22 protein-coding genes and 1 tRNA gene are annotated in these 23,738 nt (G+C 69.8%); 8 read left to right on the forward strand and 15 right to left on the reverse strand.

All coding sequences use genetic code 11. From position 1 onward, the window contains the following. Nucleotides 1-81 precede the first annotated feature (81 nt). A complete protein-coding gene (locus tag RS84_RS07720; protein ID WP_045257204.1) occupies nt 82-453 on the forward strand; it encodes a nuclear transport factor 2 family protein in 372 nt (123 codons plus the stop codon). A gap of 179 nt (nt 454-632) precedes the next feature. Beyond that, the gene (locus tag RS84_RS07725; RefSeq protein WP_045257205.1) at nt 633-1,478 is read left to right on the forward strand and encodes a serine protein kinase RIO; all 846 of its coding nucleotides are present in this window, start codon (nt 633-635) and stop codon (nt 1,476-1,478) included. A gap of 164 nt (nt 1,479-1,642) precedes the next feature. On the opposite strand, the gene speB is transcribed toward RS84_RS07725, so the two are convergent. From speB to RS84_RS07745, 4 genes are read right to left on the reverse strand one after another with little or no spacing between them, the layout of a single operon-like run. Next, nucleotides 1,643-2,590 carry an agmatinase gene (gene speB / locus RS84_RS07730; RefSeq protein WP_045257206.1) on the reverse strand — a complete coding sequence of 316 codons (948 nt, stop codon included), beginning with the start codon at nt 2,588-2,590 and terminating at the stop codon, nt 1,643-1,645. Nucleotides 2,591-2,616: 26 nt separating this feature from the next. Further along, the gene (locus RS84_RS07735) at nt 2,617-4,218 is read right to left on the reverse strand and encodes a thiamine pyrophosphate-binding protein (protein ID WP_045257207.1); all 1,602 of its coding nucleotides are present in this window, start codon (nt 4,216-4,218) and stop codon (nt 2,617-2,619) included. Between the two features lie 2 nt (nt 4,219-4,220). After that, nucleotides 4,221-5,891 carry an amidohydrolase gene (locus RS84_RS07740; RefSeq protein ID WP_045257208.1) on the reverse strand — a complete coding sequence of 557 codons (1,671 nt, stop codon included), beginning with the start codon at nt 5,889-5,891 and terminating at the stop codon, nt 4,221-4,223. Beyond that, on the reverse strand, nt 5,888-7,210 hold the full coding sequence (locus tag RS84_RS07745; RefSeq protein WP_045257209.1) for an MFS transporter: 1,323 nt from the start codon (nt 7,208-7,210) through the stop codon (nt 5,888-5,890). Before RS84_RS07745 ends, RS84_RS07740 begins: the two co-directional genes overlap by 4 nt. Before the next feature lie 220 nt (nt 7,211-7,430). On the opposite strand from RS84_RS07745, the gene RS84_RS07750 reads away from it, so the two are divergent. Both RS84_RS07750 and RS84_RS07755 read left to right on the forward strand, forming a co-directional pair. Then, complete coding sequence (locus RS84_RS07750; protein WP_045257210.1) at nt 7,431-8,342, forward strand: Lrp/AsnC family transcriptional regulator; 912 nt, start codon at nt 7,431-7,433, stop codon at nt 8,340-8,342. Between the two features lie 47 nt (nt 8,343-8,389). Next, complete coding sequence (locus tag RS84_RS07755) at nt 8,390-9,796, forward strand: MFS transporter (protein WP_052676274.1); 1,407 nt, start codon at nt 8,390-8,392, stop codon at nt 9,794-9,796. A 37-nt stretch (nt 9,797-9,833) separates the two neighbouring features. Here the strand turns inward: RS84_RS07755 and RS84_RS07760 are convergent, their stop codons facing one another. The 3 genes from RS84_RS07760 to RS84_RS07770 form a co-directional block, all read right to left on the reverse strand. Next, nucleotides 9,834-10,736: a universal stress protein gene (locus tag RS84_RS07760; protein WP_045257211.1), complete on the reverse strand. Its 903-nt coding sequence runs from the start codon at nt 10,734-10,736 to the stop codon at nt 9,834-9,836. Continuing rightward, complete coding sequence (locus tag RS84_RS07765; RefSeq protein WP_045257212.1) at nt 10,733-12,187, reverse strand: amino acid permease; 1,455 nt, start codon at nt 12,185-12,187, stop codon at nt 10,733-10,735. Before RS84_RS07765 ends, RS84_RS07760 begins: the two co-directional genes overlap by 4 nt. A gap of 125 nt (nt 12,188-12,312) precedes the next feature. Further along, entirely contained in the window at nt 12,313-13,821 is a 1,509-nt protein-coding gene (locus RS84_RS07770) for an aminotransferase class I/II-fold pyridoxal phosphate-dependent enzyme (RefSeq protein ID WP_235281423.1), read from the reverse strand. A 78-nt stretch (nt 13,822-13,899) separates the two neighbouring features. Between RS84_RS07770 and RS84_RS07775 the strand changes: the two genes are divergently transcribed. Together RS84_RS07775 and RS84_RS07780 are read left to right on the forward strand one after the other, a co-directional pair. Further along, on the forward strand, nt 13,900-14,802 hold the full coding sequence (locus RS84_RS07775) for a LysR substrate-binding domain-containing protein (protein ID WP_052676275.1): 903 nt from the start codon (nt 13,900-13,902) through the stop codon (nt 14,800-14,802). Between the two features lie 4 nt (nt 14,803-14,806). After that, nucleotides 14,807-15,730: a cation diffusion facilitator family transporter gene (locus RS84_RS07780; RefSeq protein ID WP_045257213.1), complete on the forward strand. Its 924-nt coding sequence runs from the start codon at nt 14,807-14,809 to the stop codon at nt 15,728-15,730. 4 nt (nt 15,731-15,734) lie between these two features. Here RS84_RS07780 and RS84_RS19575 read toward each other — a convergent pair whose 3' ends face one another. Then, nucleotides 15,735-16,295: a MarR family winged helix-turn-helix transcriptional regulator gene (locus tag RS84_RS19575; RefSeq protein ID WP_235281424.1), complete on the reverse strand. Its 561-nt coding sequence runs from the start codon at nt 16,293-16,295 to the stop codon at nt 15,735-15,737. 104 nt (nt 16,296-16,399) lie between these two features. Between RS84_RS19575 and RS84_RS07790 the strand changes: the two genes are divergently transcribed. Continuing rightward, the gene (locus RS84_RS07790; protein ID WP_235281426.1) at nt 16,400-17,053 is read left to right on the forward strand and encodes a hypothetical protein; all 654 of its coding nucleotides are present in this window, start codon (nt 16,400-16,402) and stop codon (nt 17,051-17,053) included. 281 nt (nt 17,054-17,334) lie between these two features. Here the strand turns inward: RS84_RS07790 and RS84_RS19300 are convergent, their stop codons facing one another. After that, complete coding sequence (locus RS84_RS19300) at nt 17,335-18,204, reverse strand: hypothetical protein (protein ID WP_045257216.1); 870 nt, start codon at nt 18,202-18,204, stop codon at nt 17,335-17,337. 1 nt (nt 18,205) lies between these two features. Beyond that, a complete protein-coding gene (dcd, locus tag RS84_RS07800; protein ID WP_045257217.1) occupies nt 18,206-18,811 on the reverse strand; it encodes a dCTP deaminase in 606 nt (201 codons plus the stop codon). A 48-nt stretch (nt 18,812-18,859) separates the two neighbouring features. Here dcd and RS84_RS07805 point away from each other — a divergent pair. Beyond that, nucleotides 18,860-18,933: transfer RNA gene (locus tag RS84_RS07805), tRNA-Gly, on the forward strand. Between the two features lie 11 nt (nt 18,934-18,944). Here the strand turns inward: RS84_RS07805 and RS84_RS07810 are convergent. The 5 genes from RS84_RS07810 to RS84_RS07830 all read right to left on the reverse strand — a co-directional run bounded on the left by RS84_RS07810 (nt 18,945) and on the right by RS84_RS07830 (nt 23,643). Beyond that, a complete protein-coding gene (locus tag RS84_RS07810) occupies nt 18,945-20,159 on the reverse strand; it encodes an RNA polymerase sigma factor (protein WP_045257218.1) in 1,215 nt (404 codons plus the stop codon). Further along, complete coding sequence (locus tag RS84_RS07815; RefSeq protein WP_045257219.1) at nt 20,156-20,491, reverse strand: YciI family protein; 336 nt, start codon at nt 20,489-20,491, stop codon at nt 20,156-20,158. The genes RS84_RS07810 and RS84_RS07815 overlap by 4 nt, the downstream gene beginning before the upstream one ends. A gap of 17 nt (nt 20,492-20,508) precedes the next feature. Continuing rightward, a complete protein-coding gene (locus tag RS84_RS07820) occupies nt 20,509-21,105 on the reverse strand; it encodes a dihydrofolate reductase family protein (protein ID WP_045257220.1) in 597 nt (198 codons plus the stop codon). Between the two features lie 95 nt (nt 21,106-21,200). After that, on the reverse strand, nt 21,201-22,025 hold the full coding sequence (locus tag RS84_RS07825; RefSeq protein ID WP_045257221.1) for a glutamate ABC transporter substrate-binding protein: 825 nt from the start codon (nt 22,023-22,025) through the stop codon (nt 21,201-21,203). 1 nt (nt 22,026) lies between these two features. Continuing rightward, nucleotides 22,027-23,643 carry an amino acid permease gene (locus tag RS84_RS07830; protein WP_082062090.1) on the reverse strand — a complete coding sequence of 539 codons (1,617 nt, stop codon included), beginning with the start codon at nt 23,641-23,643 and terminating at the stop codon, nt 22,027-22,029. Between the last annotated feature and the right edge of the window lie 95 nt (nt 23,644-23,738).

Genomic DNA, 23,738 nt, shown 5'->3' on the forward strand with positions numbered 1-23,738 from the left:
TCCGATCGGGATGCGGCCGGTGTCTACCCGTTCACATCATCGCAGCCGCACGTGCGCCTGCACCCATCGGAAGGAACCGCCATGACCGCCCTCGAGACCTCTCTCTCCTACCTCCGCCTCTGGACCTCGGGCGCCTCCGACGACGCCTGGGCGCTGCTCGACCCCGACGTCGTCTGCGTCTCACCCGCCGGCGTGCTGAACGGCCGCGACGCGGTGGTCGCGTTCATGGCGCCGTTCGCCGCGGGACTCGTGAGCTCCGAACTGCTCGGAGCCTTCGGCGACGACGAGCGCGCCCTGATCCTCTACGACACAGCCACGGCAGCGGTCGCGAGCGCGCCGGCGGCCGAGCTGCACAGCGTCGTGGGCGGGCGGATCACCGGCATCCGCATCGTGTTCGATCGCCTGCCGTTCGCTCTCGCACGCGGCGATGTCGTCCCGAAGCCACAGGCGTGACCGGCTGCTGGTGGACAGATCCCGGTGCGGAGGCCTAGAGTCGATCGCGCACCGGGATCAGCCCGGAAGGCCAGAGCGAGAGGAGCCGAAGACATGACGAACGTCGTTGTCGCGCCCCTCGCCGACATCCTTCCCTGAGGCCGCCGCCTGCGTGGCCTCCGACTCCGGAGCCACACACTTTGTCTGATCCTTTCGCGTCTTTCGACGCACTCGAACTCTCCCTCACCTTCGCCGACGTCGAGCCCGGCGAAGGCCAGCGCTGGACCACCTGGCCGACGACCATCCCGACCCAGCGCGGTCCGCTCCCCCGGCCCGACTGGGTCGTGACGGATGCCGGCGCCCTCGACACAGAGCTCGGCATCCTCAAGACCGGTAAGGAGGCCGACGTGTTCCTGCTGGAGCGCGCCGTGCCCGACGACCCCGCCCAGCGCACCCTGCTGGCCGCGAAACGCTATCGCGGTGAGGAGACCCGCAGCTTCCACCGCTCGGCCGTGTACACCGAGGGCCGGGGCGTGCAGAACACTCGCGACGCCCGCGCCCTCGCGAAGAAGTCCTCGCACGGGCGGGAGGTCGCGGCATCCGCCTGGTCGATCGCCGAGTTCGAGGCGCTGTGCCGCCTGCACGAACTCGGCGCGCCGGTGCCGTATCCAGTGCAAGTGAACGGCACCGAGATCCTGATGGAGTTCATCGGCGACGCGTCCGGCGCCGCCGCGCCCCGCCTCGCGCAGGTGCGCGCTCCGCGCGAGGAGCTCGCGGAGTACTTCGCGCAGATCGCCGAGATCATGCGGATCTTCGCAGCCGCGGGCTTCGCGCACGGCGACCTGTCGGCGTACAACCTGCTCGTGCATGACGGACGCGTACGCGTGATCGACCTGCCGCAGATCGTCGACATCATCGCGAATCCGCAGGGGCTGGATCTGCTGCACCGCGACTGCGTCAACGTGTGCGACTGGTTCGCCAGGCAGCGGGTCGACTGCGACGCGGAGCAGCTCTTCGCCGACCTGCTCGCGGCCTCCTTCGCGTGAGGCGCGGGGTGCGGGCGGGGTGCGCCCGCCGGCATCCGCCCCCGGCCCCGTGTGAAAAGTCGGAGTTTCCGAGGACACGCCAGCGAGCGGATGCCGCGGGCCGGCGTGTCGCGCAGGAACTCCGACTTTTCGCACCGAAGACGGGGCCGGCCCCGCCCGGCCGCCTACCGAGCGAGCTGCGCGGCGAGCAGCGTCACGAGCTCGTACACGACGTGGCTCGCGGCGATGCCGGTCATCTGCGCGTGGTCGTAGGCCGGAGAGACCTCGACGACGTCGGCGCCCACGATGTTCGTCGAGGACAGCGCGCGGAGGATGCGCAGCAGCTCCCGGCTGGTGAGCCCGCCGGCCTCGGGCGTGCCGGTGCCCGGCGCGTGCGCGGGGTCGAGCACGTCGATGTCGATCGAGACGTACAGCGGCTTGTCGCCGATTCGCTGCAGGATGCGCTGGATGCCGGCATCGACGCCGTGCTCCTCGATGTACTCGCTCGACACGATCGAGAAGCCCAGCCGCTCGTCGTCGATCAGGTCCTGCTTGGAGTACAGCGGACCGCGGGTGCCGACGTGGCAGCTCGCCGTGAGGTCGATCAGCCCCTCTTCGCTCGCGCGGCGGAACGGCGTGCCGTGGGTGATCGGGGCGCCGAAGTACGTGTCCCAGGTGTCGAGGTGCGCGTCGAAGTGCAGCACCGCGACGGGCCCGTGCTTCGCCGCGACCGCGCGGAGCAGAGGCAGCGCGACCGTGTGGTCGCCGCCGATCGTGACGATGCGCTGCGCCTGTTCGCCGAGCGCCTTCGCGGCGCGCTCGACCTCGTCCACCGCCTCGGTGATGTCGAACGGGTTCACGGGGATGTCGCCGGCGTCCACCACCTGAGCGATCGCGAACGGCGACACATCCTGTGCGGGGTTGTAGGGGCGCAGCAGGCGCGAGGACTCGCGCACGTGCGACGGCCCGAAGCGCGTCCCTGGCCGATAGCTGACGCCCGAGTCGAAGGGGATCCCGACGACGGCGATGTCGGCGCGGGGCACGTCTTCGATGCGGGGAAGCCGTGCGAAGGTCGCGATGCCGGAGTAGCGCGGGTTCACGGAGGCGTCGATGGGGCCGACGTTCTCGGTCATGAGGGGTCCTGTCTGTCGGATGCTGTTCAGAGAGCGTTCTGAGGGATGTGCACGAGCTGCACGCCGCCGTCGGCGATCGCGTCGCGGATGCTGGAGACGATGTCGGCGCGGCGCTCGACCCGGCGCCCTGTCGCGCCGAATGCGGTCGCGAGGGCCGCCCAGTCGGGCTGCACCAGGTCGACGCCGATCGGGCTCATCCCGCGATCGATCTCGTTCTGGCGGATCTCGGCGTAGCCGCCGTTGTCGACGCACACGACCGTGACGTCGAGGCGCTGCTCTATCGCCGTCATCAGCTCGTTCACGCAGAACATCAGCGCGCCGTCGCCGATGACCGTGACGACCGGGCGGCTGGTGTCCGCCACGCGGGCGCCGATCGCCGCAGGCAGGCCGTAGCCGAGCGTCGCGTAGGTGGGAGTGTAGAGCAGGGAGTGCGGACGCCGCTGCCGCAGAACGCTGCCCAGCGCCATGTAGACGATCTGCGAGGAGTCGCCCGCGACGATCGCGTCGTCGGGGAGGCCTTCGGCGATGATCTCCGCGAGGGCCACGGTCTCGGGTGCGGTGTCGCGCATCTCCGCATCGATCGCGGAGCGCTCCGCGGCGAGATCGCGCGAGATCCGCGAACGGGGAGGCAGCAGCGCCAGCAGCGCATCCGCCACCGCCGCCGCATCGCCGGCGATCCCGATCGTCACCGCGAGGTTCTTGTCGAGTTGCGCCTCCGAGATGTCGATGCGCACCACGGCGCCGCGCGCCTCGAGCCGCGGAGCCCAGAGCTCGGCCTCGCCGAGCTTCGATCCGACGACGAGCAGCACGTCCGCGTCCTCCGCGACGGCACGGGCTGCGGCGAGGCGGAGGTTCGATCCGAGAGACAGCGGATGCCGTTCATCCACGACGCCCTTGCCGTTCAAGGTGGTGAGGACCGGCGCCCCGAGGCGCTCGGCCAGATCGGTGATCTCGGTCACGGCATCCGTCGATCCGCCACCCGCGATGATGACCGGGCGGCGGGACTCGGCCAGCAGCCGCGCGGCCGCCTCGACCGCGGCGGCGTCGCCCGGGGCCGGGGCCTGAGCCGGGCGAGCGCGCCGTGCCTCCGCGGGCACCTCCGCGGGCGCCTCGAGCACGTCGAGGGGGATCTCGATGTGCACCGGTCGCGGACGCCCGGAGCGGAACAGGGCGAACGCGTCGTGCACGGCGTCCACCGCCTCCGCAGCCGTGGTGACACGACGCGACCACTCGGCGATGGCGCCGACCATGGCGGTGGCGTCCTTCGTCTCGTGCAGGGTGCCGACGTCGGCGAACTCCGACCCGAGCGGGACTCCGGGCGACAGCACGAGCAGCGGTCGCGATTCGCAGAAGGCCGTGCCGATCGCGCTCATGGCGTTCTGCAGCCCGGGCCCGGACGTCGTGATCACCACCCCTGGCAGCCGGGTCTGCTGCGCCCAGCCGTCGGCGCCGTAGCCGGAACCCTGCTCGTGCCGGTTGGTGACGGCGCGGATGCCGAGATCGGCGAGCGGCCGGTAGAGCTCCAGGTTGTGCGTGCCGGGGATGCCGAAGACGGCGGTCACCCCGTAGGCGCGGATGGTCTCGAGGACCGCCCGGCCCGCGGTGTCGGCGTACGGCGCGGCGTGCATGATCAGGCCGCCCGGTGCCGGAGCTCGCCGTCGACCCAGGTCTCGCGCACGACGATCGAGGAGATGTCCTCGGCCGCCACCGCGAGCGGGTCGGCGGACAGCACCGCGAAGTCGGCGTGCTTGCCGACCTCGAGCGAGCCGAGGTCGTCCTCGCGGCCGAGGGAGATCGCGCCCTCGATCGTGTGCGCGCGCAGGGCGGAGGTCGCCGAGATGCGCAAGTCGTCCGGCCCCAGCCGGTGACCGCGACGGGTCACCCGCGTGACCGCCGTCTGGATGGCCTCGAGCGGAATGGGCTCGGCGACCGGAGCATCAGAGGAGATCGTGTAGCCGACGCCGGCGCGCTCGAACTCGCCGAGCGGGTTGAACCGCTCCCCCGGCGTGCCGATGGCCTGCTCGACGCCCTCACCCCAGTTGAAGTAGTGCTGGGTCTGGTTCACCGGGCGGATGCCGGCCGCCGCCATGCGCCCGATCTGCTCGGGCGTGGGCAGGCCGCAGTGCTCGATCCGGTGGCGGGCGTCGGCGTCCGGGCGCTCGGCGAGCGCGGCCTCGATGGCCGAGACGACCATCTCGATCGCGGTCGGCGCCTGCGCGTGCGTCGCGGTCTGCAGGCCGGCGGCGTGCGCCTTGCGGATCAGCTCCGCGTAGGCCGCCGGCTCGTGGTACAGCTGCCCCGTGCGGCAGGGGTCGCCCACGTAGCCGTCCGGGAAGTACGCCGTCCAGCCGCCGAGGGTGCCGTCGGCGTAGAACTTGATACCGGCGAAGCTGAGGAAGGCGTTGCCGAACTGCCCGACGAGCCCCATCTCGAGCGCCTCGTCGAGCAGGTGCGACAGCAGGTACATCGACACGCGCACGTCGAGGCGGCCCGCCTCGGCCAGACGCAGGTACATGTCGAACTCGCGGCGCGTGACCTGGCAGTCGCCGATCGAGGTCACGCCTCCCGCGAGGAAGCGCTGCGTCGCGGCATCCAGCTGGCGCAGGTGCTCCTCCGGCTCATCGGCGAGGTGGAAGTTCGGTCCATGGTGGCCGATCTTCACGCCGTGCAGGCCGGTGAGGATGTTGCACGCCGCATCCGACAGCTCCCCCGTGAGCTCGCCGTCGGCGTCGCGGAAGAACTCGCCGCCCTCGGGGTTCGGGGTGTCCCGGGTGACGCCGTTGGCGTCGAGCGTGTACGAGTTCACGACGCCGCCGTGGCCGGACGCGTTCATCAGGTACACCTCGCGGTCGGTCGCGACCTCGTCGAGCTCGAAGCGGGTCGGATGCCGCCGCTCCGCGAGGTTGCGCTGCTCGTAGCCGTAGCCGCGCACCGGCCGGCCGGCAGGGGTGCGCTCGGCTGCCTCGCGCAGCAGAGCCACGATCTCCGGGATGCTGCCGGCCTTCTCGGGGCCGCAGTCGACCCATGACATCATCTGGCCGAACATGAGCGGGTGCGCATGCGCGTCCACGAAGCCGGGGACGACCACGGCCTCGCCGAGATCGAGGTGCTCGGGCGTGAGGCCCACCCCCTTCGCCGCTTGCTCGCAGGCGGCGAGGTCGCCGATCGCGAGGATCCGGCCGCGATCGATCAGCATGGCCGTCGCCGTCGAGCCCTCGGCATCCACCGTGTGGATCGTGCGAGCCGTGACGATGCGGGGTGCGGTCTGTGCGGACGTGTCGAAGGGGGTGAGCTTTCTCATGGCAGCCTGTTCGCGGTGGTGTCGGTGCGGGCGGTGAAGGAGGCGGTGACCGGGGCCTCATCGGAGTGCTGCGGCGCGAGCTTCGTGCAGATGAACGCGATGGCGGCCATGCCGATGAACATGCCGATGACGGACCAGATGCTGCCCGTCCAGGCCACGAGCTGCGTCGCGAACCAGGGCGAGAACCCCGCCCACAGCGCGGCTCCGACGCCGTACGACAGGGCGATCGACGTGTAGCGGGCCTGCGGGCGGAACATCTGGGCGAGGATCGCCGCGATCGGCGCGTAGGTCGCGCTCATGGCGATGCGCACGAGCGAGGCGAACAGGAAGATCAGCGGCTCGACCCGTCCTGGCATCACGAGCAGGAACGGGATGAACGTGAGCACCGAGGTGATCAGTCCGATGTACATGATGTTCTTGCGACCCCACTTGTCGCCGAGCCAGGCGACCGGGAGGGTGACCACGAACTCCACGAAGGAGGCCAGGGTCATGGCGTCGAGGATGACCTGCTCGCTGAGGTGGATCGGCTCGCCGGTGGCGTAGGCCGTGGCGAACGTCGTGGCCAGGTAGTAGCCGCCGGTGGAGATCGGGAGGATGCCGATGCCGAGGAGGATCGGCATCCAGTTGGCGCGCAGGGCGAACCCGAGCGGCATCGACTGCTTGCGGCCCTCGACCTTCTCCTCGAAGACCGGGGACTCCTCGACGCGGTACCGCACCCAGAAGCCCACGCCGACCAGCACGATCGAGAGCAGGAACGGGATGCGCCAGCCGCCGTCCTGGATGAACGAGTCGCCGCCGCGCGACATGATCGCGAAGATGCCGGAGGCGAGCAGGGCGCCTGCCGGGTTGCCGAGCTGCGTGAAGCCGCCGTAGAAGGTCTTCTTTCCCTCGGGGGCGTGCTCGACGCTCATGAGCACCGCGCCGCCCCACTCGCCGCCGACCGCGAGGCCCTGCAGTGCGCGCAGCACGATCAGCAGGATCGGGGCGGCGAGCCCGATGTCGGCGTAGGTCGGCAGGCAGCCGACGAGCACGGTGGCCGCGCCCATCATGAGCAGCGTGATGACGAGTGAGACGCGGCGGCCGAACTTGTCGCCGATGTGCCCGAAGATGATGCCGCCGAGCGGACGCACGAGGAAGGCGACCGCGAAGGTGGCGAAGGCGCGCGAGGTCTCGACGAGCGGGTCCTCGCTGGGGAAGAACAGCGGACCGAAGACGAGGGCTGCTGCGGTCGCGTAGACGTAGAAGTCGTACCACTCGATGGTGGTGCCGACGAAGGCCGCGATGCCTGCGCGTCGCGCCCTGCTGTGGGTAGAGGTCATGGAGCCCGCTCCTTTGCGGAAGATGTCGGATAGCGAAGGATGCTACGGACGTCTGAGGCGCGCGACAAGAGCAGAACTCCAGTGGAAGAACTCATCAACTGGAGTTCTGTCATCCAATCCGCACAGAACTGTGCCTTGCGACGGATCAACGGCGTCGGGCACTGTATTCATGTACGCACTCCCGTGCGTTCGCAGGTATTCGACGGATTTCGGGAAGCACATGGATTTCGACGCTGAACTCATCCGCGCCCTGCAGGAGGACGGCCGCGCCAGCATCCGCTCGCTCGCCGATCGCCTCTCCCAGACCAGGGCGGCCGTCGCCGCGCGACTGCGGGTGCTTCTCGACGACCGCACCGTGCGGGTGGTCGCCGCAGTGGATCCGGTCTTCCTCGGCCAGCACGTGCTCGCGCACGTGTCGATCCGCACGGCGGGGCCTGCGGCGAGGGTCGCCGCGCCGCTGCGCGACATGCCGGAGACCGTGTTCGTGTCTTCTGTGGGCGGTGCGTACGACCTGGTCACCGAGGTGCGACTGGGCTCGATGGCCGAGCTGCACGACCTGCTCGCCCGCATCCGCGCGCTCGACGGCGTGCTCGACATCAGCACGATCATCTACTCGACCGTCGTCAAGGGCTTCTTCGTGTCCGAGTATCACGGTGACATCACCCTGGATGCGATCGATGAGGCGCTCGTCGAGCAGCTGCAGATCGACGGGCGCAAGAGCTTCCGGGCGCTCGGCGAAGCCGTGCGCCTGTCGCCCTCAGCCGTTGCGACGCGCGTGCAGCGGCTGACCGACGGCGGCGTGATCAAGATCAGCGCGGTGGAAGCCAGAGGTCTCGAGCATCGCCAGCTCTCCATGGGCGTCGGGGTGAACCTCGACGACGACACCGCGATCGTCGAGGAGCTTCGCACAGGACGGGGCGTCGATTTCGCGGCGCGGACTCTCGGGCGCTTCGACGTCGTCGCGACGCTGGTCGAGCCATCCGCCGGTGCGCTGTACGCGAGCCTGGAGCGGCTGCGGGCTCTGCCCGGCGTGACCCGGACCGAGGCGTGGCTGCATCTCGCGGTTCTGAAGGAGGACTATGCGCGCACGCTGAGGGATCCTCGGATCAGCGTCGAGGGCCGCTGGCCCTGACGGCGCGCCGTCACCGCCCGTTCACCACGCCCCGCCAGACTTCCCTCATGAGCGAACCCGAACGGCGCAGCGCCGCGCCCGAACCCGCCGCGACCGCCAACAGCGGAGCCGTCGGCGTGATCGGCCTCGAGCTGCGCGGCGACACCCCGGCCCCGAAGAAGCAGGTGTTCTCGTGGGCGCTGTGGGACTGGGCGACCCAGCCCTTCAACACCGTCATCCTCACGTTCATCTTCACCGCGCTGTATCTCACGACCGAGGCGTTCCTGCCCGCAGACATCGCGGCGCTCGGCGAGAAGGACCCGGTGCGCGTGGCCGCCGAGGCGGGCCTCGCCTCGGGCCTCGGGCTCGGCAGCACGATCGCCGCCCTCGCGATCCTGCTGCTCGCTCCGGTGCTGGGCCAACGAGCGGATGCCGCGGGCCGCCAGAAGCTGTGGCTGGGGATCGGCACCGGTGCGCTCATCCTCTGCATGCTCGGCCTGTGGTTCGTCGAGCCGACGCCGAGCCTGTTCTGGCTGGGCGTCGCGCTGATCTCGGCCGGTTCGGTGTTCGGCGAGATCGCCGCCGTGAACTCGAACGCCATGCTCGTCGGCATCGCGAACCCGAAGACGGTCGGACGCATCTCCGGCCTCGGCTGGGGCTTCGGCTACCTCGGCGGCATCGTCGCGCTCATCATCGTCGTGGTGTTCTACGCGATGGACTGGTTCGGGCTGTCTGCAGACGGCGGCCTGCCGTTCCGCATCATCGCGGTGGGCTGCGCCGTGTGGGCGATCGTGTTCAGCATCCCGATCTTCCTGAACGTCCCCGAGCCCTCGCTCGGACGCGCCGAGCGCAAGGTCGGCTTCTTCGCGTCCTACGGGCTGCTGGTGAGGGACGTCATCGGTCTCTACCGCAACCCCGAGACGCGCCCGACCTTCTGGTTCCTGCTCTCGAGCGCCGTGTTCCGAGACGGGCTCGGCGGCGTGTTCACCTTCGGCGCGGTGATCGCGGGGCAGGTCTTCCACTTCGCATTCCTCGAGCTCGTCGCCTTCGGCATCGCAGCCAACCTCATCGCGGGCGTGTCGACCATCATCGCCGGCCGCTTCGACGACAGCTTCGGCCCCAAGCGGATCATCCTGACCTCGCTGGGGTCGATGGTCGTCGCGGGGCTCGCGGTGTTCTTCCTGGTGGATGCCGGCCCGATCGTGTTCTGGATCGGCGGCCTCGTCCTGTGCGCCTTCGTGGGGCCGGCACAGGCCGCCGCCCGCTCGTTCCTCGCCAGGGTCACCCCGGCCGGACGCGAAGGCGAGATCTTCGGCCTCTACGCCACGACCGGGCGCGCGGCGAGCTGGATGGCCTCCGGCGCCTGGACGGTGCTGATCGCCCTGACCGCGCAGACCGCCTTCGGCATCCTGGGCATCGTCATCGTGCTGATCGCCGGCTTCCTGCTCCTGCTGCCGGTGAAGGCTCCGCGCTGAGAGGCGCCGCGCCCAGCGCGACGCCCCCTGAACGATCTCAGGAGCGGATGACGGCCTGTGGAACGACGATCACGGGAACGGTCGCGCTGCGCACGATCTTGGTGCCGTGCGAGCCCAGGAACACCCGCGCGAAGGGGTTCATGCTGCTCGAGCCCACCACGAGCAGATCGCCTTCGCCCCAGCCGATGTCGTCGACGGCGGCCGCCCACGACTCGCCCACGCCGATCGCGACCTCCTCGAGCGTCGGTCCGGGAGTGAGCTCCTCGATCTCGTCGATGATCGACAGCGAGTGATGCCGGATGCGATCTGCCCATTCTGTGAGCACAGGGTCCTCCGCGCGGCCGCCGGCGCCCGAGAGGATGCCGGTCTCGGCATCCGGCCTGACCGCGAACGAGGCGATCCTGAGCGCGGCGCCCGCTCGCGCTGCGACCGGGGCCGCTCCGCGCACCAGGTCCTGCGCGGCCTCCGAGCCGCCGTATGCGGCTGTGACGCGCGTGATGCGCGCGTCGAGCTGCACCCGGTAGCCGACGGGGGCGATCGCGACGGGTGCCGGCGAGGCATGGAGCAGCGCCTCGGTCACCGACCCGAGAGTGATGCGGCCGTGCTCTCCCCGCCCCGCGGAGCCGACCACCAGGAGCTCGGGCTTCTCCGCATCCGCGAGTTCGAGCAGCCCGCGCCGCGACGAGGCCGCTTCGTGCACGAGGTACCTGGCCTTCACCTGCCCACCGAGCACGCTCGCCGCATGGTCGAGCACCTGCTCGGCCGCCGCGCGGTCGTGCGCGCGCCACTCGTGGTCGACGCCGCCGCGCAGCGGCGCCCACGCCGAGCCGACGACAGCGGCGACGACCAGGTCGGTCTCCAGCGAGTGCGCGAGCTGGGCGGCGAGCGTGAGCACCGATGAGGAGCGCCGCCCCGTGTCGACGCCGACGAGCAGGCTCATCGCCGGTCGCCTTCCACGCGGACGGTCGTCGTGAACGGCACGTCGGCGCTCAGGGGAGCATTGCCGGGCTCGAGAGCCGATCGGCGACGGCCGTAGAAGTAGTAGAACGCGAGGAACGCGGCGACCCAGATCACGAACACGATGATCGTGATGGGGCGCAGCTGGGTGATGATCCAGATGCAGCCGGCGATCGACAGGAGGGGAGTGATCGGATACAGCGGAACCTTGAAGCCGCGCTCGAGGTCGGGCTCGCGGCGGCGCAGGATGATGAGCCCCACGGACACCACGAGGAACGCGGCGAGGGTGCCGATGCTCGTCATCTCGGCGAGGAAGGTGATCGGGATGACGCCCGCGAGCACTGCGACGACGCCCGACACGATGAGCGTGTTGTGCACGGGCGTGCGCGTGCGCTCGTTGACCTTCGCGAAGATCTTCGGGATCATGCCGTCGCGCGACATCGCGAACAGGATGCGCGTCTGGCCGTACAGGGTGACGAGCGTGACGCTGAAGATCGAGATGACCGCGCCGACCGCGAGCACGGTCGCCGGCCACGAGCTGCCGACCACCTGGGCGAGGATCGCGGCGAGCCCCGCCTCCTGACCCTCGAACTGACCGGCCGGCTGCGCGCCGATCGCGACGAGCGCGACGCCGATGTAGAGCGCGATCACGACCACCAGCGCGAGCAGGATGGCGAGGGGCAGGTTGCGCTTCGGGTTCTTGGCCTCCTCGCCCGCCGTCGACACCGCGTCGAGGCCGATGAACGAGAAGAAGATGACGCCGGCTCCCGCCGCGACGCCGCCGATGCCGTAGGGGGCGAAATCGGCGAAGTGGTCGGAGTTCCAGCCGGTCACGCCCAGCGCGATGAAGAACAGCAGCACGCCGATCTTGATGCAGACCATGACCGCGTTGGTGACGACCGACTCCTTGGTGCCGCGGATCAGCAGGATCGCGCACAGCGCGACCAGGATCACGGCGGGAAGGTTCACCAGGCCGCCCTCCTCCGGCGCGTTGATGAGCGCCTCGGGAAGACGGATGCCGAACACGTTCTGCAGCAGCTCGTTGAGGTACTGCGACCAGCCGACGGCGACAGCGCCGGCCGAGACGGCGTACTCGAGCAGCAGGCACGCGCCGACGACCATCGCGGTGCCCTCGCCCATCGTGGCGTAGGCGTACGAGTAGGTCGAGCCGGAGACCGGCACCGCCCCCGCGAGCTCGGCGTAGCAGAGGGCCGTGAGTCCCGCGACGGCGCCGGCGATCACGAACGACCAGACGACGGCGGGGCCGGCGAGCGGCACCGCCTGCGACATTATGAAGAAGATCCCGGTGCCGATCGTGCAGCTGATGCCGATCGCCATGAGCGGGAACAGCCCGATCGTCCTGTGCAGCGGCGAGTCCCCCGTGCCTCGTCCGATCGGTTTGCGCCTCAGCAGCTGTTGGGCGAGTGTCGTCATCTGGCTACCCGTTCTTCAGGGGTGACGGCTTCCTTGCTCGTCACCTTCGGACTACGGCCGGATCGGAGGATCCGACGATATCGGTGTCTGTCGGGGGTGCGTCCAGGCTACCCGCACGCACTCCTTCAGACGACGGCGAGCGCGGCCGCGCCCGCCGTTTCCGCCCCCGCCGACGCGTCGACGACGACCCGCAGGCCGTCGACCGCGGCATCGAGCGAGCCGCGCACATAGCCACCAGGAGTCGCCGCGATTCCGCGCAGGAACCCGATCGTGTCGGCAGTGAGCACTTCTCCGGGGAGGACGTTGGGGATGCCGGGCGGATACGCGGCGAGGGAGTCGGCCGAGACCCGGCCGATCGCCTGTGCGGCCGGCACGATCTCGGTGTGCGCGAAGGCGGCGTCGCGGGGGCGCATGACCGCGGGCCCCGGCTGAGGCAGCGCGACGGAGGCGTCGATGCCGCGCGCGGCGAGGTCGCCGACGGGGCGCAGCGCCTCGAGCGCCGCGACGAATCGCGCGGCATCCGGCGTGGTTCCCGGCCCGACGAAGGCGACGATGCACGACGCCGTGGAGATCTCGGTCATGATGCCGGCGGTGCGGATGAGCTCTTCGCGCACGGCATGGCCGTGCAGCCCCGCGGCGCCCACGTCGATCGACACGCGCAGCGGGTCGTGGTCGACGATGTCGGGGAAGGCCGAGAAGCCGTCGCTCACGATCGGAAAGCGCCCGGTGGCGCGCACGGCATCGCGCAGCTCCTGTGCGGCCGCGAGCGAGTCCGCGATGCGGTCGTGGCCCTCTTCCAGCGTCGCGCGGGCAAGGTCGAGCGACGCCAGCAGCAGCGAGCTCGCGCTGGTCGACTGCGTGTACATGAACGCCCGGTCGATCAGCGGCTCGAGCTCGGCGGCCCATGCACCCTCACCCAGGTGCAGCATGGCCGACTGCGTCAGACTGCCGCCCATCTTGTGCGTCGACGACACCACGAGGTCGGCGCCGAGCGCGAGCGGGTTGGCGGGGAGCTCGGGATGGAAGCCGAAGTGCGCGGCCCACGCGGCGTCGACCACGAGCGGCACGCCGGCCTCGTGGCACACCTCGGCGATGCCGGCGACGTCGGCCACAGCGCCGAAGTAGCTGGGGCTGATGATGTAGGCGGCCTTCGCGTCGCCGCGGCTCAGCGCCTCGCGCATGGCCGCCGGGGTCACGCCGTGGTTGATGCCGTGGTGCTGGTCGATGGTCGGCTGCACGAACCGCGGGTCGAGACCGCCCAGGATGATGCCGTCGAAGAAGCTCGAGTGCGCGCTGCGCTGGGCCACGACGACCTCGTCCGGCGTGCGGAACGCGGCGAGCGCGAGCGCAGCCATGCGGTTCGCCTCCGAGGCGCCGTTGGTGAGGAACCACGTCCGTCGAGCACCCCAGGCGCGTGCGGCTGCGGCGCGGGCCTCCTCGAGCGGGTTCGTCTCGCCCTTGTCGATGCCGTCGAGGAGCGGTTCGAGGTCGTAGCGCAGCACGTCGTGCCCGAAGAACTCCGTCAGCAGCGGGGCGGCAGCCGGGTCGGCGCCGTGCCCTGGGACGTTGAACCGCCGCAGGTCGCGTGAGGCGTAGCGGCGGATGGCGTCGGCGTAGGGCGTCTTCGAGGTCACGGATCGATCTTTCCGCGGACGGCTAGCATAGGGAATGGAGACATTTCTGGATTGGTCAATAACAGGTATGGAGCGCGGATGCTTGACCTGCGACAGCTGAAGGCGCTGCGCGCCGTCGCAGAGCACGGCTCGGTGCTCCGAGCCGCCGCCGCGCTGCAGTGGAGTCAGCCCACCGTCACGCATCACCTCCGGGGCATCGGACGGGTGCTCGACGCCGAGGTCGTCGCGGCCGGCCCGGAGGGCACCCGGCTGACCGCCGTAGGCGAGGCGATGCTGCCGCACGCGATCGCGATCCTCGACCGCTCCGACCGGGCGGTCGAGGAGATCCGATCGCTGATCGTCTCCGAGCGGCGGCGCATAGCGATCGGCGTCTTCCCTTCGGCAGGCGCGCGGCTGCTGCCACAGGTGGTGCTCACGCTGCAGGATGCCGGGTTCGCCCCCGACGTCACGGAAGCAGAGCTCGATCCCCTCATGGAGGCCGTGATCGGGCTGCGGCTCGACGCCGCGATCGTCTACGACGCACCCGGCCGGCCCACGATCCTGCCGCCGGGGTTCCGCATGGTTCCCGTGCGCCGGGAGCACCTGTCGGTCATCGTCCCGGCCGATCACCCGCTGGCCGGGCGCCCCGGCGTGCACCTCGCCGACCTCGCGGAGGAGTCGTGGGTGGCGGGCGCCGCCGAATCCGATCCGGTCGACGCCGCCCTCGCGAAGGCCGCCGAGCGGGCCGGGTTCACGCCGCGCATCGCGATCCGCAGTGACGACTACGCCGTCGTCGCCGCCTATGTCGCGGCAGGTTTCGGCGCCGCTCTCGTGCCCGAGCTCGCGCTTCCGACGCACCTCGACACGGTGGCCGCGCTGCCGGTGGAGGACAGCACACTCGAGCGCCGGATCTTCCTCGTGACGTCACCCTCGGTCGGGCTCGCGGCGCGCACGGCACTCGAGGCATCGCTGCGCGCCGTCGCGGATGAGGGCGTAGCCTGACCGCGTGACCGTCATCATCGCCTTCCTCGCCAACGTCCTGGTCGCGGTCGCGAAGACCGTGGCCGCCATCATCACCGCATCCGCGTCGATGGTCGCCGAGGCCGCCCATTCCTGGGCAGACGCCGGCAACGAGGTGTTCCTGCTCATCGCCGACCGCCGAGGCGGCCGCACGAAGGATCAGCGGCATCCGCTCGGATACGGGCGCTCCGCCTTCGTGTGGTCGCTGATCGCCGCATTCGGGATCTTCACGGCCGGATCGATCGTGTCGATCATGCACGGCATCCAGGAGCTCTCCGAGACCGGTCCCGTCGAGAGCCCGATCGTCGCCTACACGGTGCTCGGCATCTCGTTCGTGCTCGAGGGCGCCTCCTTCACGCAGGCCATGGTGAAGTCGCGGCGCCTGGCGCGCGAGCGCGGCGCATCCACGTGGGACTTCGTGCTCGAGACGAGCGACACGACCCTGCGCGCGGTGTTCTTCGAAGACGCGGCAGCCCTGATCGGCCTCGCACTGGCCGGCGGGGCGATCGCGATGCATCAGATCACCGGGGTCGCCGCCTGGGACGCCGTGGGATCGATCCTCGTGGGCGTGCTGCTCGGCGTCGTCGCCCTGATCCTCATCAAGCGCAACGTCGCGTTCCTCGTCGGGACCAATGCGTCGCCGACGCTGCGGGCGCGGGTCGGACGCGCGCTGCTCGCGTCACCGCATATCCAGCGCGTGACCTACCTGCACATCGAGTACGTCGGCCCGAACCGCCTGTTCGTGGTGGCCGAGGTCGACCTCGCGGGTGACGCCCGGGAGCACGACGTCGCACGCCGAATGCGCGCGATCGAGCAGCAGATCGAGGCGAATGCGGTCATCGAGACCGTCGTGCTCTCGCTGTCGGTCGACGACGAGCCGTCGCTCGACTTCGGCGAGACCGAGGCCTGATCGCTCAGCTCCAGTTGTCGGCGAGCTTGTTCAGCAGCCGGGCGAGTTCGGTGCGCTCGTCGTCGGTGAAGGCCGCCAGAGCCTTGCCGAGCGCTTCGCGCCGTTCGCCCTTGACGCCCTTCGCCATCCTTCGCCCCTCGTCTGTGAGCGCGATGCGGGTGCGGCGTGCATCGTCGGGGTCGGCTTCTCGGCGCACGAAGCCGTGCGCGACGCCCTGCTGCACGAGGCGCGAGGCGCGAGGCTGATCGACGCCGATAGCCGCTCCGAGATCGCTCACGCTGAGAGGAGCGGATGCCGCGGCGAGTGCCTCGAGCATCCGCATGCGTGCCAGTCCGCCGAAGCGGGACGCAGGGTCGCCCATCCACGGCGGGCCGCCGGCAGACCCCGGATGGCCAGGGTGGCGGCCGTGATGATCGGGATGCTCATGACCGGCCGGCTCCCCGTGCGGACCGCCGTGCGGGCCGCCATGCCAGCCGCCAGACCCCCGGCCGCCTGGCCTGCGCCCGCGCAGCCTGGACAGGGCCTGCGCGATGATCTCGGCGGGGTCGTTCTCTGCGGCGCTCACGGTTCGATTTTACATGCGACTTGACATGCATCGCTACCCCATGTCACCATACATATACATGCACTGTGACAAGCACATGCACACTGACATCAAAGGACTTCATGATGAACACCCACACAGACACACAGATCTCTCGCCCGTTCGGCTACTGGGTCAAGGCGGTCGACCGGCTGATGGCCGCCGAGTTCGCCCGCGCCTTCGAGAGCGAGGGAGCGACGCGCCGCGACTGGCGCCAGCTCAACGTGGTCGACGGCACGGCCGCATCAGGCCGCCCGCTGCACCCCGCCAGACTGCGGCGACTCGTCGAGCGGGGCTGGGTCGCGAAGACGGGTGAGGGCTGGACCCTCACCGACGAAGGGCGAGCCGCCAAGGAGCGCCTCGGCACGGTCGTCGACGGCATCAGGGCTCAGGTGGCGGATGCCGTCTCCCCCGAGGACTACGACACCACCGTCGCGACGCTCGAGCAGATCGCCCGCACGTTCGGCTGGGACGAGAACACTCCGCTGCCGCGTCGTCATCGCGGAGAGCGCGGAGGGGCTCACGGCTTCGGCCGGCGGCACGGACACCCGTTCGGACGCGGCCACGGCTTCGGTCCGGGCCTCGGACACGGCTTCGGCCACGACGGCCCCGGCGCACACGACGGCGATCACGGTCACCACCGCCACGAGCACGGTCACCCCGCAGGCGACCGCCGTGCGACTCAGGCGACCTTCGAACGCGGCTTCGACGCGGGCTACTCCCGCGGACGCGACGCCTGAGTCGCCACGCCTACCGGTCGTAGAGCGAGCGAAGCCAGACGAAACGCCTCACCCCTTCCGGTCGTTGAGCGAGCGAAGCGAGACGAAACGCCTCACCCCTCCCGGGTCGTCGAGCAAGCGAAGCGAGACGAAACGCCTCACCCCTCCCGGTCGTTGAGCGAGCGAAGCGAGACGAAACGCCTCCAGCCGAACTCGACGCAGGAGACATGCGTTCGTCTCGGTCGCTGGCGCTCCCTCGCTCAACGACCGGAAGCGGGAGCCGCCGATGACCGGAAGCGAGATCAGAGCGGGAGGGCGTAGTAGAACTGCTGCACGGCGTCGAAGTCGGTGCCGCGCACCTGCATGACCCAGGGCTGCGAGCCGTCTCCGAGCTTGCTCCACACGATCGTGCTCGCGGCATCGAAGGTGCTCTGCTCCCCCGTGCCGTCCTGGAACGCCGGTCCTGAATCCGAGGGCTCGCCGAGAGACTCGACGAGCGCCTTCTGCGCGGCCTCCGCAGCCTCATCGTCGGCGAAGCGCCACACCGTGAGCGTCAGGTCGCCGGCATCCGACGCGAACTCCGCGGCTGCCGCCTCCTCCGCCTGCAGAGGCGAGGTGTCGATCGTCGACCAGCCTTCTGCGCTGGTCCACGAGCGCGCCCCGTCTGACACCTCCGGCGCGACGAGCGCGGACAGCTCGACGCAGAAGTCTGTGCAGAGCGCACCGGTGAGGGGCTCGGGAGAAGTCTCGTCGCGAGGGGGCTGAGACTCGTCGACGGCGGTCACGACCGGTTCGGGCTCGGGCTCGGGCGTCGGGAACGACAGCGTCGTATGCCCGGCGAGGTAGACGATGAGTGCGATTGCGCCCCCGAGCAGCGCCAGAAGGAACACGACGATCACCGCGGTGAGCACGCGATAGTTTCCGGATGCCGGCACCGACCCGCCGATGTACGGCGAGGTCACGGCGTCTGCGGGCCACTGCTGATCAGGGGCGTCGAGCTGCGTACCGTCCGCGGGAGGCGGCGGCAGCACGGGATCCGCCTGCACCGGAGTCGGCGGCACAGGAGCCGGCGGCACAGGGGCGGGCGGTACTGGGAGCGGCACAGGGGTCGGCGGTGTCGGCGGCAGCGCGCCCGCGTCATCCGCCCGCTCGTCTCCCGTGTCGTCGCTCATGTCAGCCGCCGACGGCTCCCACATCGGTGACGCCGACGTCCGTGCGGTGGAAGTTCTGGAACGAACGGGATGCCGTCGGCCCCCGCTGCCCCTGGTACCGGTTGCCGTAAGGGCCCGAGCCGTAAGGGTTCTCGGCGGGTGATGTGAGACGGAAGAAGCACAGCTGGCCGATCTTCATTCCCGGCCACAGCTTGATCGGCAGTGTCGCGACGTTCGCGAGCTCGAGCGTCACGTGACCCGTGAAGCCAGGGTCGATGAACCCGGCCGTGGAGTGCGTGATGAGCCCGAGTCGTCCCAGCGACGACTTGCCCTCGAGGCGGGCGGCGATGTCATCCGACAGCGTCACCTGCTCATAGGTCGCCCCGAGCGCGAACTCCCCGGGGTGCAGGATGAACGGCTCGTCCGGGGAGACCTCGATGAGCCGGGTCAGCTCCGGCTGGTCGACGGAAGGGTCGATGAACGGGTACTTGTGGTTGTCGAACAGCCGGAAGTACCGGTCCAGCCGCACGTCGATGCTCGACGGCTGGATCATCTCCGGCTCGTGAGGCGCGAGGCCGATCCGGCCGGATGCGAGTTCTGCCCTGATGTCGCGATCGCTGAGAAGCACGGCACCAGCCTATTTGTTATAGTTGCCGAGCACCGAAACGGTTGCAACGGGGCTGTAGTTCAATGGCAGAACTTCTGCTTCCCAAGCAGACAGCGCGGGTTCGATTCCCGTCAGCCCCTCCACACGGTTCGGATCACCCCAGCCCCGCCCGCCGACTCCGCAGATACGCCACCTCGGCGGCGTTCTCCGCGAGGGCGATCGCCGCGTCGAGCGCCGCGCGCGCCTCGGAATCCCTGCCGAGCCGAGTGAGCACCTGCGCCCTCGCCGCATGGAACGGGTGGTATCCCCCGAGCTCTCCGGTGAGCTCGTCGATCAGAGCGAGACCCAGTTCAGGGCCGTCGCACTCCCCCACCGCGACGGCCCTGTTGAGCCGCACGATCGGCGAGGGGTCGAGACGCACGAGCTGGTCGTAGAGTGCGACCACCTGCGTCCAATCGGTCGACGCCCCGTCGGTGTGCACAGCGTTGACGGCCGCCAGCAGCTGATACCGCCCTGGCGCCAGACCTGACGCCAGCCGCTCACGCACGAGCGCGTGCCCCTCGGCGATGAGCTCGGCATCCCACAGCGCTCTGTCCTGCTCCGCCAGCGGCACCAGCTCGCCCGCCGCCGAGACGCGCGCCGGGCGTCGCGCCTCGACCAGCAGCATCAGGGCGAGCATCCCGGTGACCTCGCCGTTCGCCGGCAGCAGCTCCCGCAGCAGCCGGGCCAGCCGGATCGCCTCGGAGGTCAGCTCCTCGCGCACCGGTGGAGCATCCGACCCTGACGCGAGGTATCCCTCGTTGAAGATGAGGAAGAGGACCGCCAGCACTCCCGACACCCGAGCGGGAAGATCGTCGGCGCCGGGCGAGCGAAACGGGATGCCGGCTGCGGCGATCTTCGCCTTCGCGCGCGTGATGCGGGCGCCCATCGTGGTGTCCTGCACGAGGAACGCCCTCCCGATCTCGGAGACGCTCAGGCCGCCGACCATCCGCAGGGTCAGCGCGACCCTCGACTCCATCGCGAGCGCAGGATGGCAGCAGACGAAGATCAGCCGCAGCCGGTCGTCGTCGATCGCACCGAGCGGCTCGGTCGTGGTGTCGTACACGAGCATCGCCTCCCTGTGTCTCGCATCGCGCGTGCTCTCGCGCCTGATCCGGTCGATCGCCTTGCGCGTCGCCGTCGTCGTCAGCCAGGCGCCCGGTGCCGGCGGCACACCCTCGCTCGGCCAGCGCTCGGCCGCTGTCGCAAACGCCTCGGCGGCGGCATCCTCCGCCGTGTCGAGGTTGCCGAAGCGCTTGGCGAGCGTCGCGACGACCCGCGCCCACTCCTCACGGTGGACGCGGGTCAGCGCGTCGCGAACGTCGCTCACGCGGGCGGAGGCAGCATGGGGCGGATCTCGAGGCGGCGGTTGCACGCCTTCGAGCCCTCCGCCATCAGCTTCAGGGCGACGTCGAGATCGGATGCTTCGATGATCCAGAGTCCTGCCGCCCACTCCTTGGCTTCGGTGAACGGGCCGTCGGTGAAGATCGGCTCGTCGCCTCGGCCGTCGACGACGGTCGAGGCCGTCGGGTCGGCAAGGCCCGCAGCGAACACCCAGTGTCCGCCTGCCACGAGCTTCTCGTTGAACGCGTCGATCGCGACCGCCTCCTCGGCGGTTCCCGACTCACTGCGGCTGTCGATGACGTTGACCAGATACTGCATGTCGTCGATCCTCTCGTTCAGGCGTACTCGGGGCGTCCGCCCACGCGATAGGTCAGCGCCACGATCCCGGTGCGGAAGACGGTGGAGTGCTGCAGCTCGAGACCGAAGTCCAGGCCGTCCCGCGGGAACAGCCTCTCACCCTCGCCCACGATCACCGGGAACTGGATGAGGTTCAGCTCGTCGACGAGCTCGTTCTCTAGCAGCCAGCGGGCAAGGGCCGCGCTGCCGACCACGAGGAGCTCTCCGCCGGGCTGCGCCTTGAGCTCGCGGATGCGGGCGGCGACATCGCCGGAGATCACCGTGGTGCCCTCCCAGCTCGGCTCGGTCAGCGTGTTCGACACCACGTGCTTGGGCTTCGAGCTGATCGCCTCCCCGAACCCGCTGTCGTCGCTGCGCGCACCCCAGTAGGTCTCGAAGAGCCCGTACGTCTTCCGGCCCAGCAGGAAGGCGTCGGGACGCTGCCAGGTGTCGAGGATGTACTGCACGGCGTCGCCGTCGTTCAGCGGCAGCGCCCAGCCGCCGCGGGTGAACCCCGGGTCCATCTCCTCGTTGTTGCCGCCGTTCGCCTGGGCGACTCCGTCGAGGGTGACCTGCAGGCTGATCGTGAGCTTCATGATGAGTTCCTTTCTCTCACCACTGCTACGGACGGCACAGGCCCGTTTCGACAGCGCCGCGAAGAAATTTCTCGAAACCGGCAGGGCCGAATGCCTCACTCCACCTCGGGCGCCTTCGGGATGCTGTATCCGGAAGGCGCGACATTCGCATCCAGCGACCGCTTCCACGCCCCGGAGGAGATGTACTCCTTCAGCGCGTCGCGCACAGCATCCGCTCTGTCATCGCCCTTCTTCATGCCGATCCCGTAGCGCTCGTCGGTGAAGCCCTTGCCGACCACCCGCAGCACGCCGCTGTAGTCGGGCTGCGCCGCGAAACCGGCGAGGATCACATCGTCGGTCGAGACCGCGTCGACGGATCCTGCCACCAGGTCGCGCACACACTCCGACCAGGTCGGCACCTTCACCACCGAGATCTCTCCGAGGTAGTGCTCCGTCAGGTAGTCGACCGAGGTGGTGCCTTCAGCGGCGCACACCTTCTTGCCGTCGAGCGTCTCAGGCCCGGTGATGGTCACGTCGTTGCGGCGGATCAGCAGGTCCTGGTGCGCGACGAAGTACGGGCCGACGAAGTCGACCGTCTCGGCGCGCTCCTCCGTGATCGAGAAGGTCGAGACGACCAGATCGACCTCGCCGCTCTCGAGTGCGCTCACCCGCTCACCCTGATCGATGCGCTGCCACACGATGTTCTTCGTCGGGACCCCGAGCTTGCCGGCCACGTAGTTGGCGGTGTCGATGTCGAAGCCCGCATACCCCTCGTCGGTCTTCAGGCTGATGCCTGGCAGGTCGCCCGCCACGCCGATGGTGAGCGAGCCGTCGCCGCTGGCCTCGTTGTCTCCGGTCGAGGTCGGCGGCGTCTGCGAGCATCCGCTGATCGCGGCGGCGCAGACGATGGCGCCGACGAGAACTGCTGTCAGACGACGCATGTCATTTCTCCTTCTCGTCGGTCGGCCCGGTGCGCTTCGGCTTCTGCGGCTTCACCCTGGCCGTGCCCACCGCAGCGATCAGCTCGGTCTTCGGCGCCGCCTCGCGCACCGGCGCGTACCGCGGGCCGTCGTCGGTCCACCGGCCGAGCATCTGACCACCCGTGGCCTCGACGACGCGCGGCTTCACGATCAGCCATCCGACCTCGAAGATCACGAGAAGTGCGGGCAAGCCGATCGCCACCACGACGAATCCCGTCTTGTGCCAGAAGTACGGCGACGCCTGCCACCCAGAGATCGCCATGCCGATGACCACGAACACGAGGAACGCGAGGCCGAGATAGCTGGTCCACGGGGTTCCCGGTGCGCGGAACGGGCTGGCCGGCACCACCCCTCGATCCGAGAGCCTGCGCAGCCTCAGCTGGCAGACGAAGATGGTTCCCCACGTGAACAGCACCGCGATCGCGGCCGCCTCGAGCGCGATCTCGAACGCGTCGGGACTGAGCGCATTCAGCACCGATCCGAACACGTAGACCACCGCCGTCATCACGATCCCCGCCCAGGGGACGCCCGAGGTGCTCATCTTCAACGTGAAGCCCGGTGCCTGCTTCGCGATGCCGAGGCTGCGCAGCACGCGCCCGGTCGTGTAGAGGCCGGAGTTCAGTGATGACATCGCCGCGACGATGAGGACCGCCTGGATCACGCTCGCCATCCACGGCATCCCCATGCGGCCGAACACCGTGACGAAGGGGCTGATGCCCGGCGTGAACTCGCTGGTCGGCAGGATGCACACGAGCAGGAACAGGGCGCCGCAGTAGAACACCGCGATGCGCACGATCACCGCGTTGACCGCTTTGGGCACCTCGCGCTTCGGGTCCTCCATCTCGCCCGCCGCGATGCCGACCATCTCGATCGCCGCGTACGCGAAGACCACGCCCGACATGACCAGGATCGGCCCCGCCCAGCCGAAGGCGCCGTCCGTCGGCCAGAAGCCGCCAGGGTTGCTCCAGAGGTTCTGGATGCCGGCCCGATGGCCGCCCACGTCGAGACTCATGACCACCACGACCAGGCCGACGGCGAGGAACACGACGATGGCCGTGACCTTGAGAACGGATGCCCAGAACTCGAACTCGCCGAACGCCTTCGCCGACAGCAGGTTGACGACGAGCACGACGGCCAGAGCGATCAGCACCGTCGCCCAGGTCGGCATCTGCGGCCACCAGTACTGCACATAGAGGCCGACCGCCGACAGTTCGGCGATGCCGGTCAGCGCCCAGTTCGTCCAGTACATCCACCCGGTGTAGTAGGCGGCCTTCTCGCCGAAGAACTCGCGCATCCACGACACGAAGGCGCCGGACGTCGTTCGATAGAGCACGAGCTCGCCGAGTGAGCGCATCAGGAAGTACGCGATCAATCCGACGAACGCGTAACTCAGCACGAGAGCCGGCCCGTTGTCGTGCAGCCGGGACGCGGATCCGAGGAAGAGACCCGTGCCGATCGCGCCGCCGATCGCGATCATCTGCACCTGACGCCGCCCGAGGGTCTTCTTGTACCCCTCCTGTTCGGCGTCCTCGCTCTCCTCGATGAAGTCCGACGACGTGGAGATCTCGGCCTGCGACATCACTGCCCCCCATCTCGCCGACGCGAGAACACCGTACGCGTTCCGGGAGGCCGACGCTGACGGGGGTAGCTTGGCAGACGATCGCGCGGGAGACA

Origin of the sequence: Microbacterium hydrocarbonoxydans (assembly GCF_000956475.1) — a bacterium.
In the GTDB taxonomy this organism is placed as follows: Bacteria; Actinomycetota; Actinomycetes; order Actinomycetales; family Microbacteriaceae; genus Microbacterium; species Microbacterium hydrocarbonoxydans_A.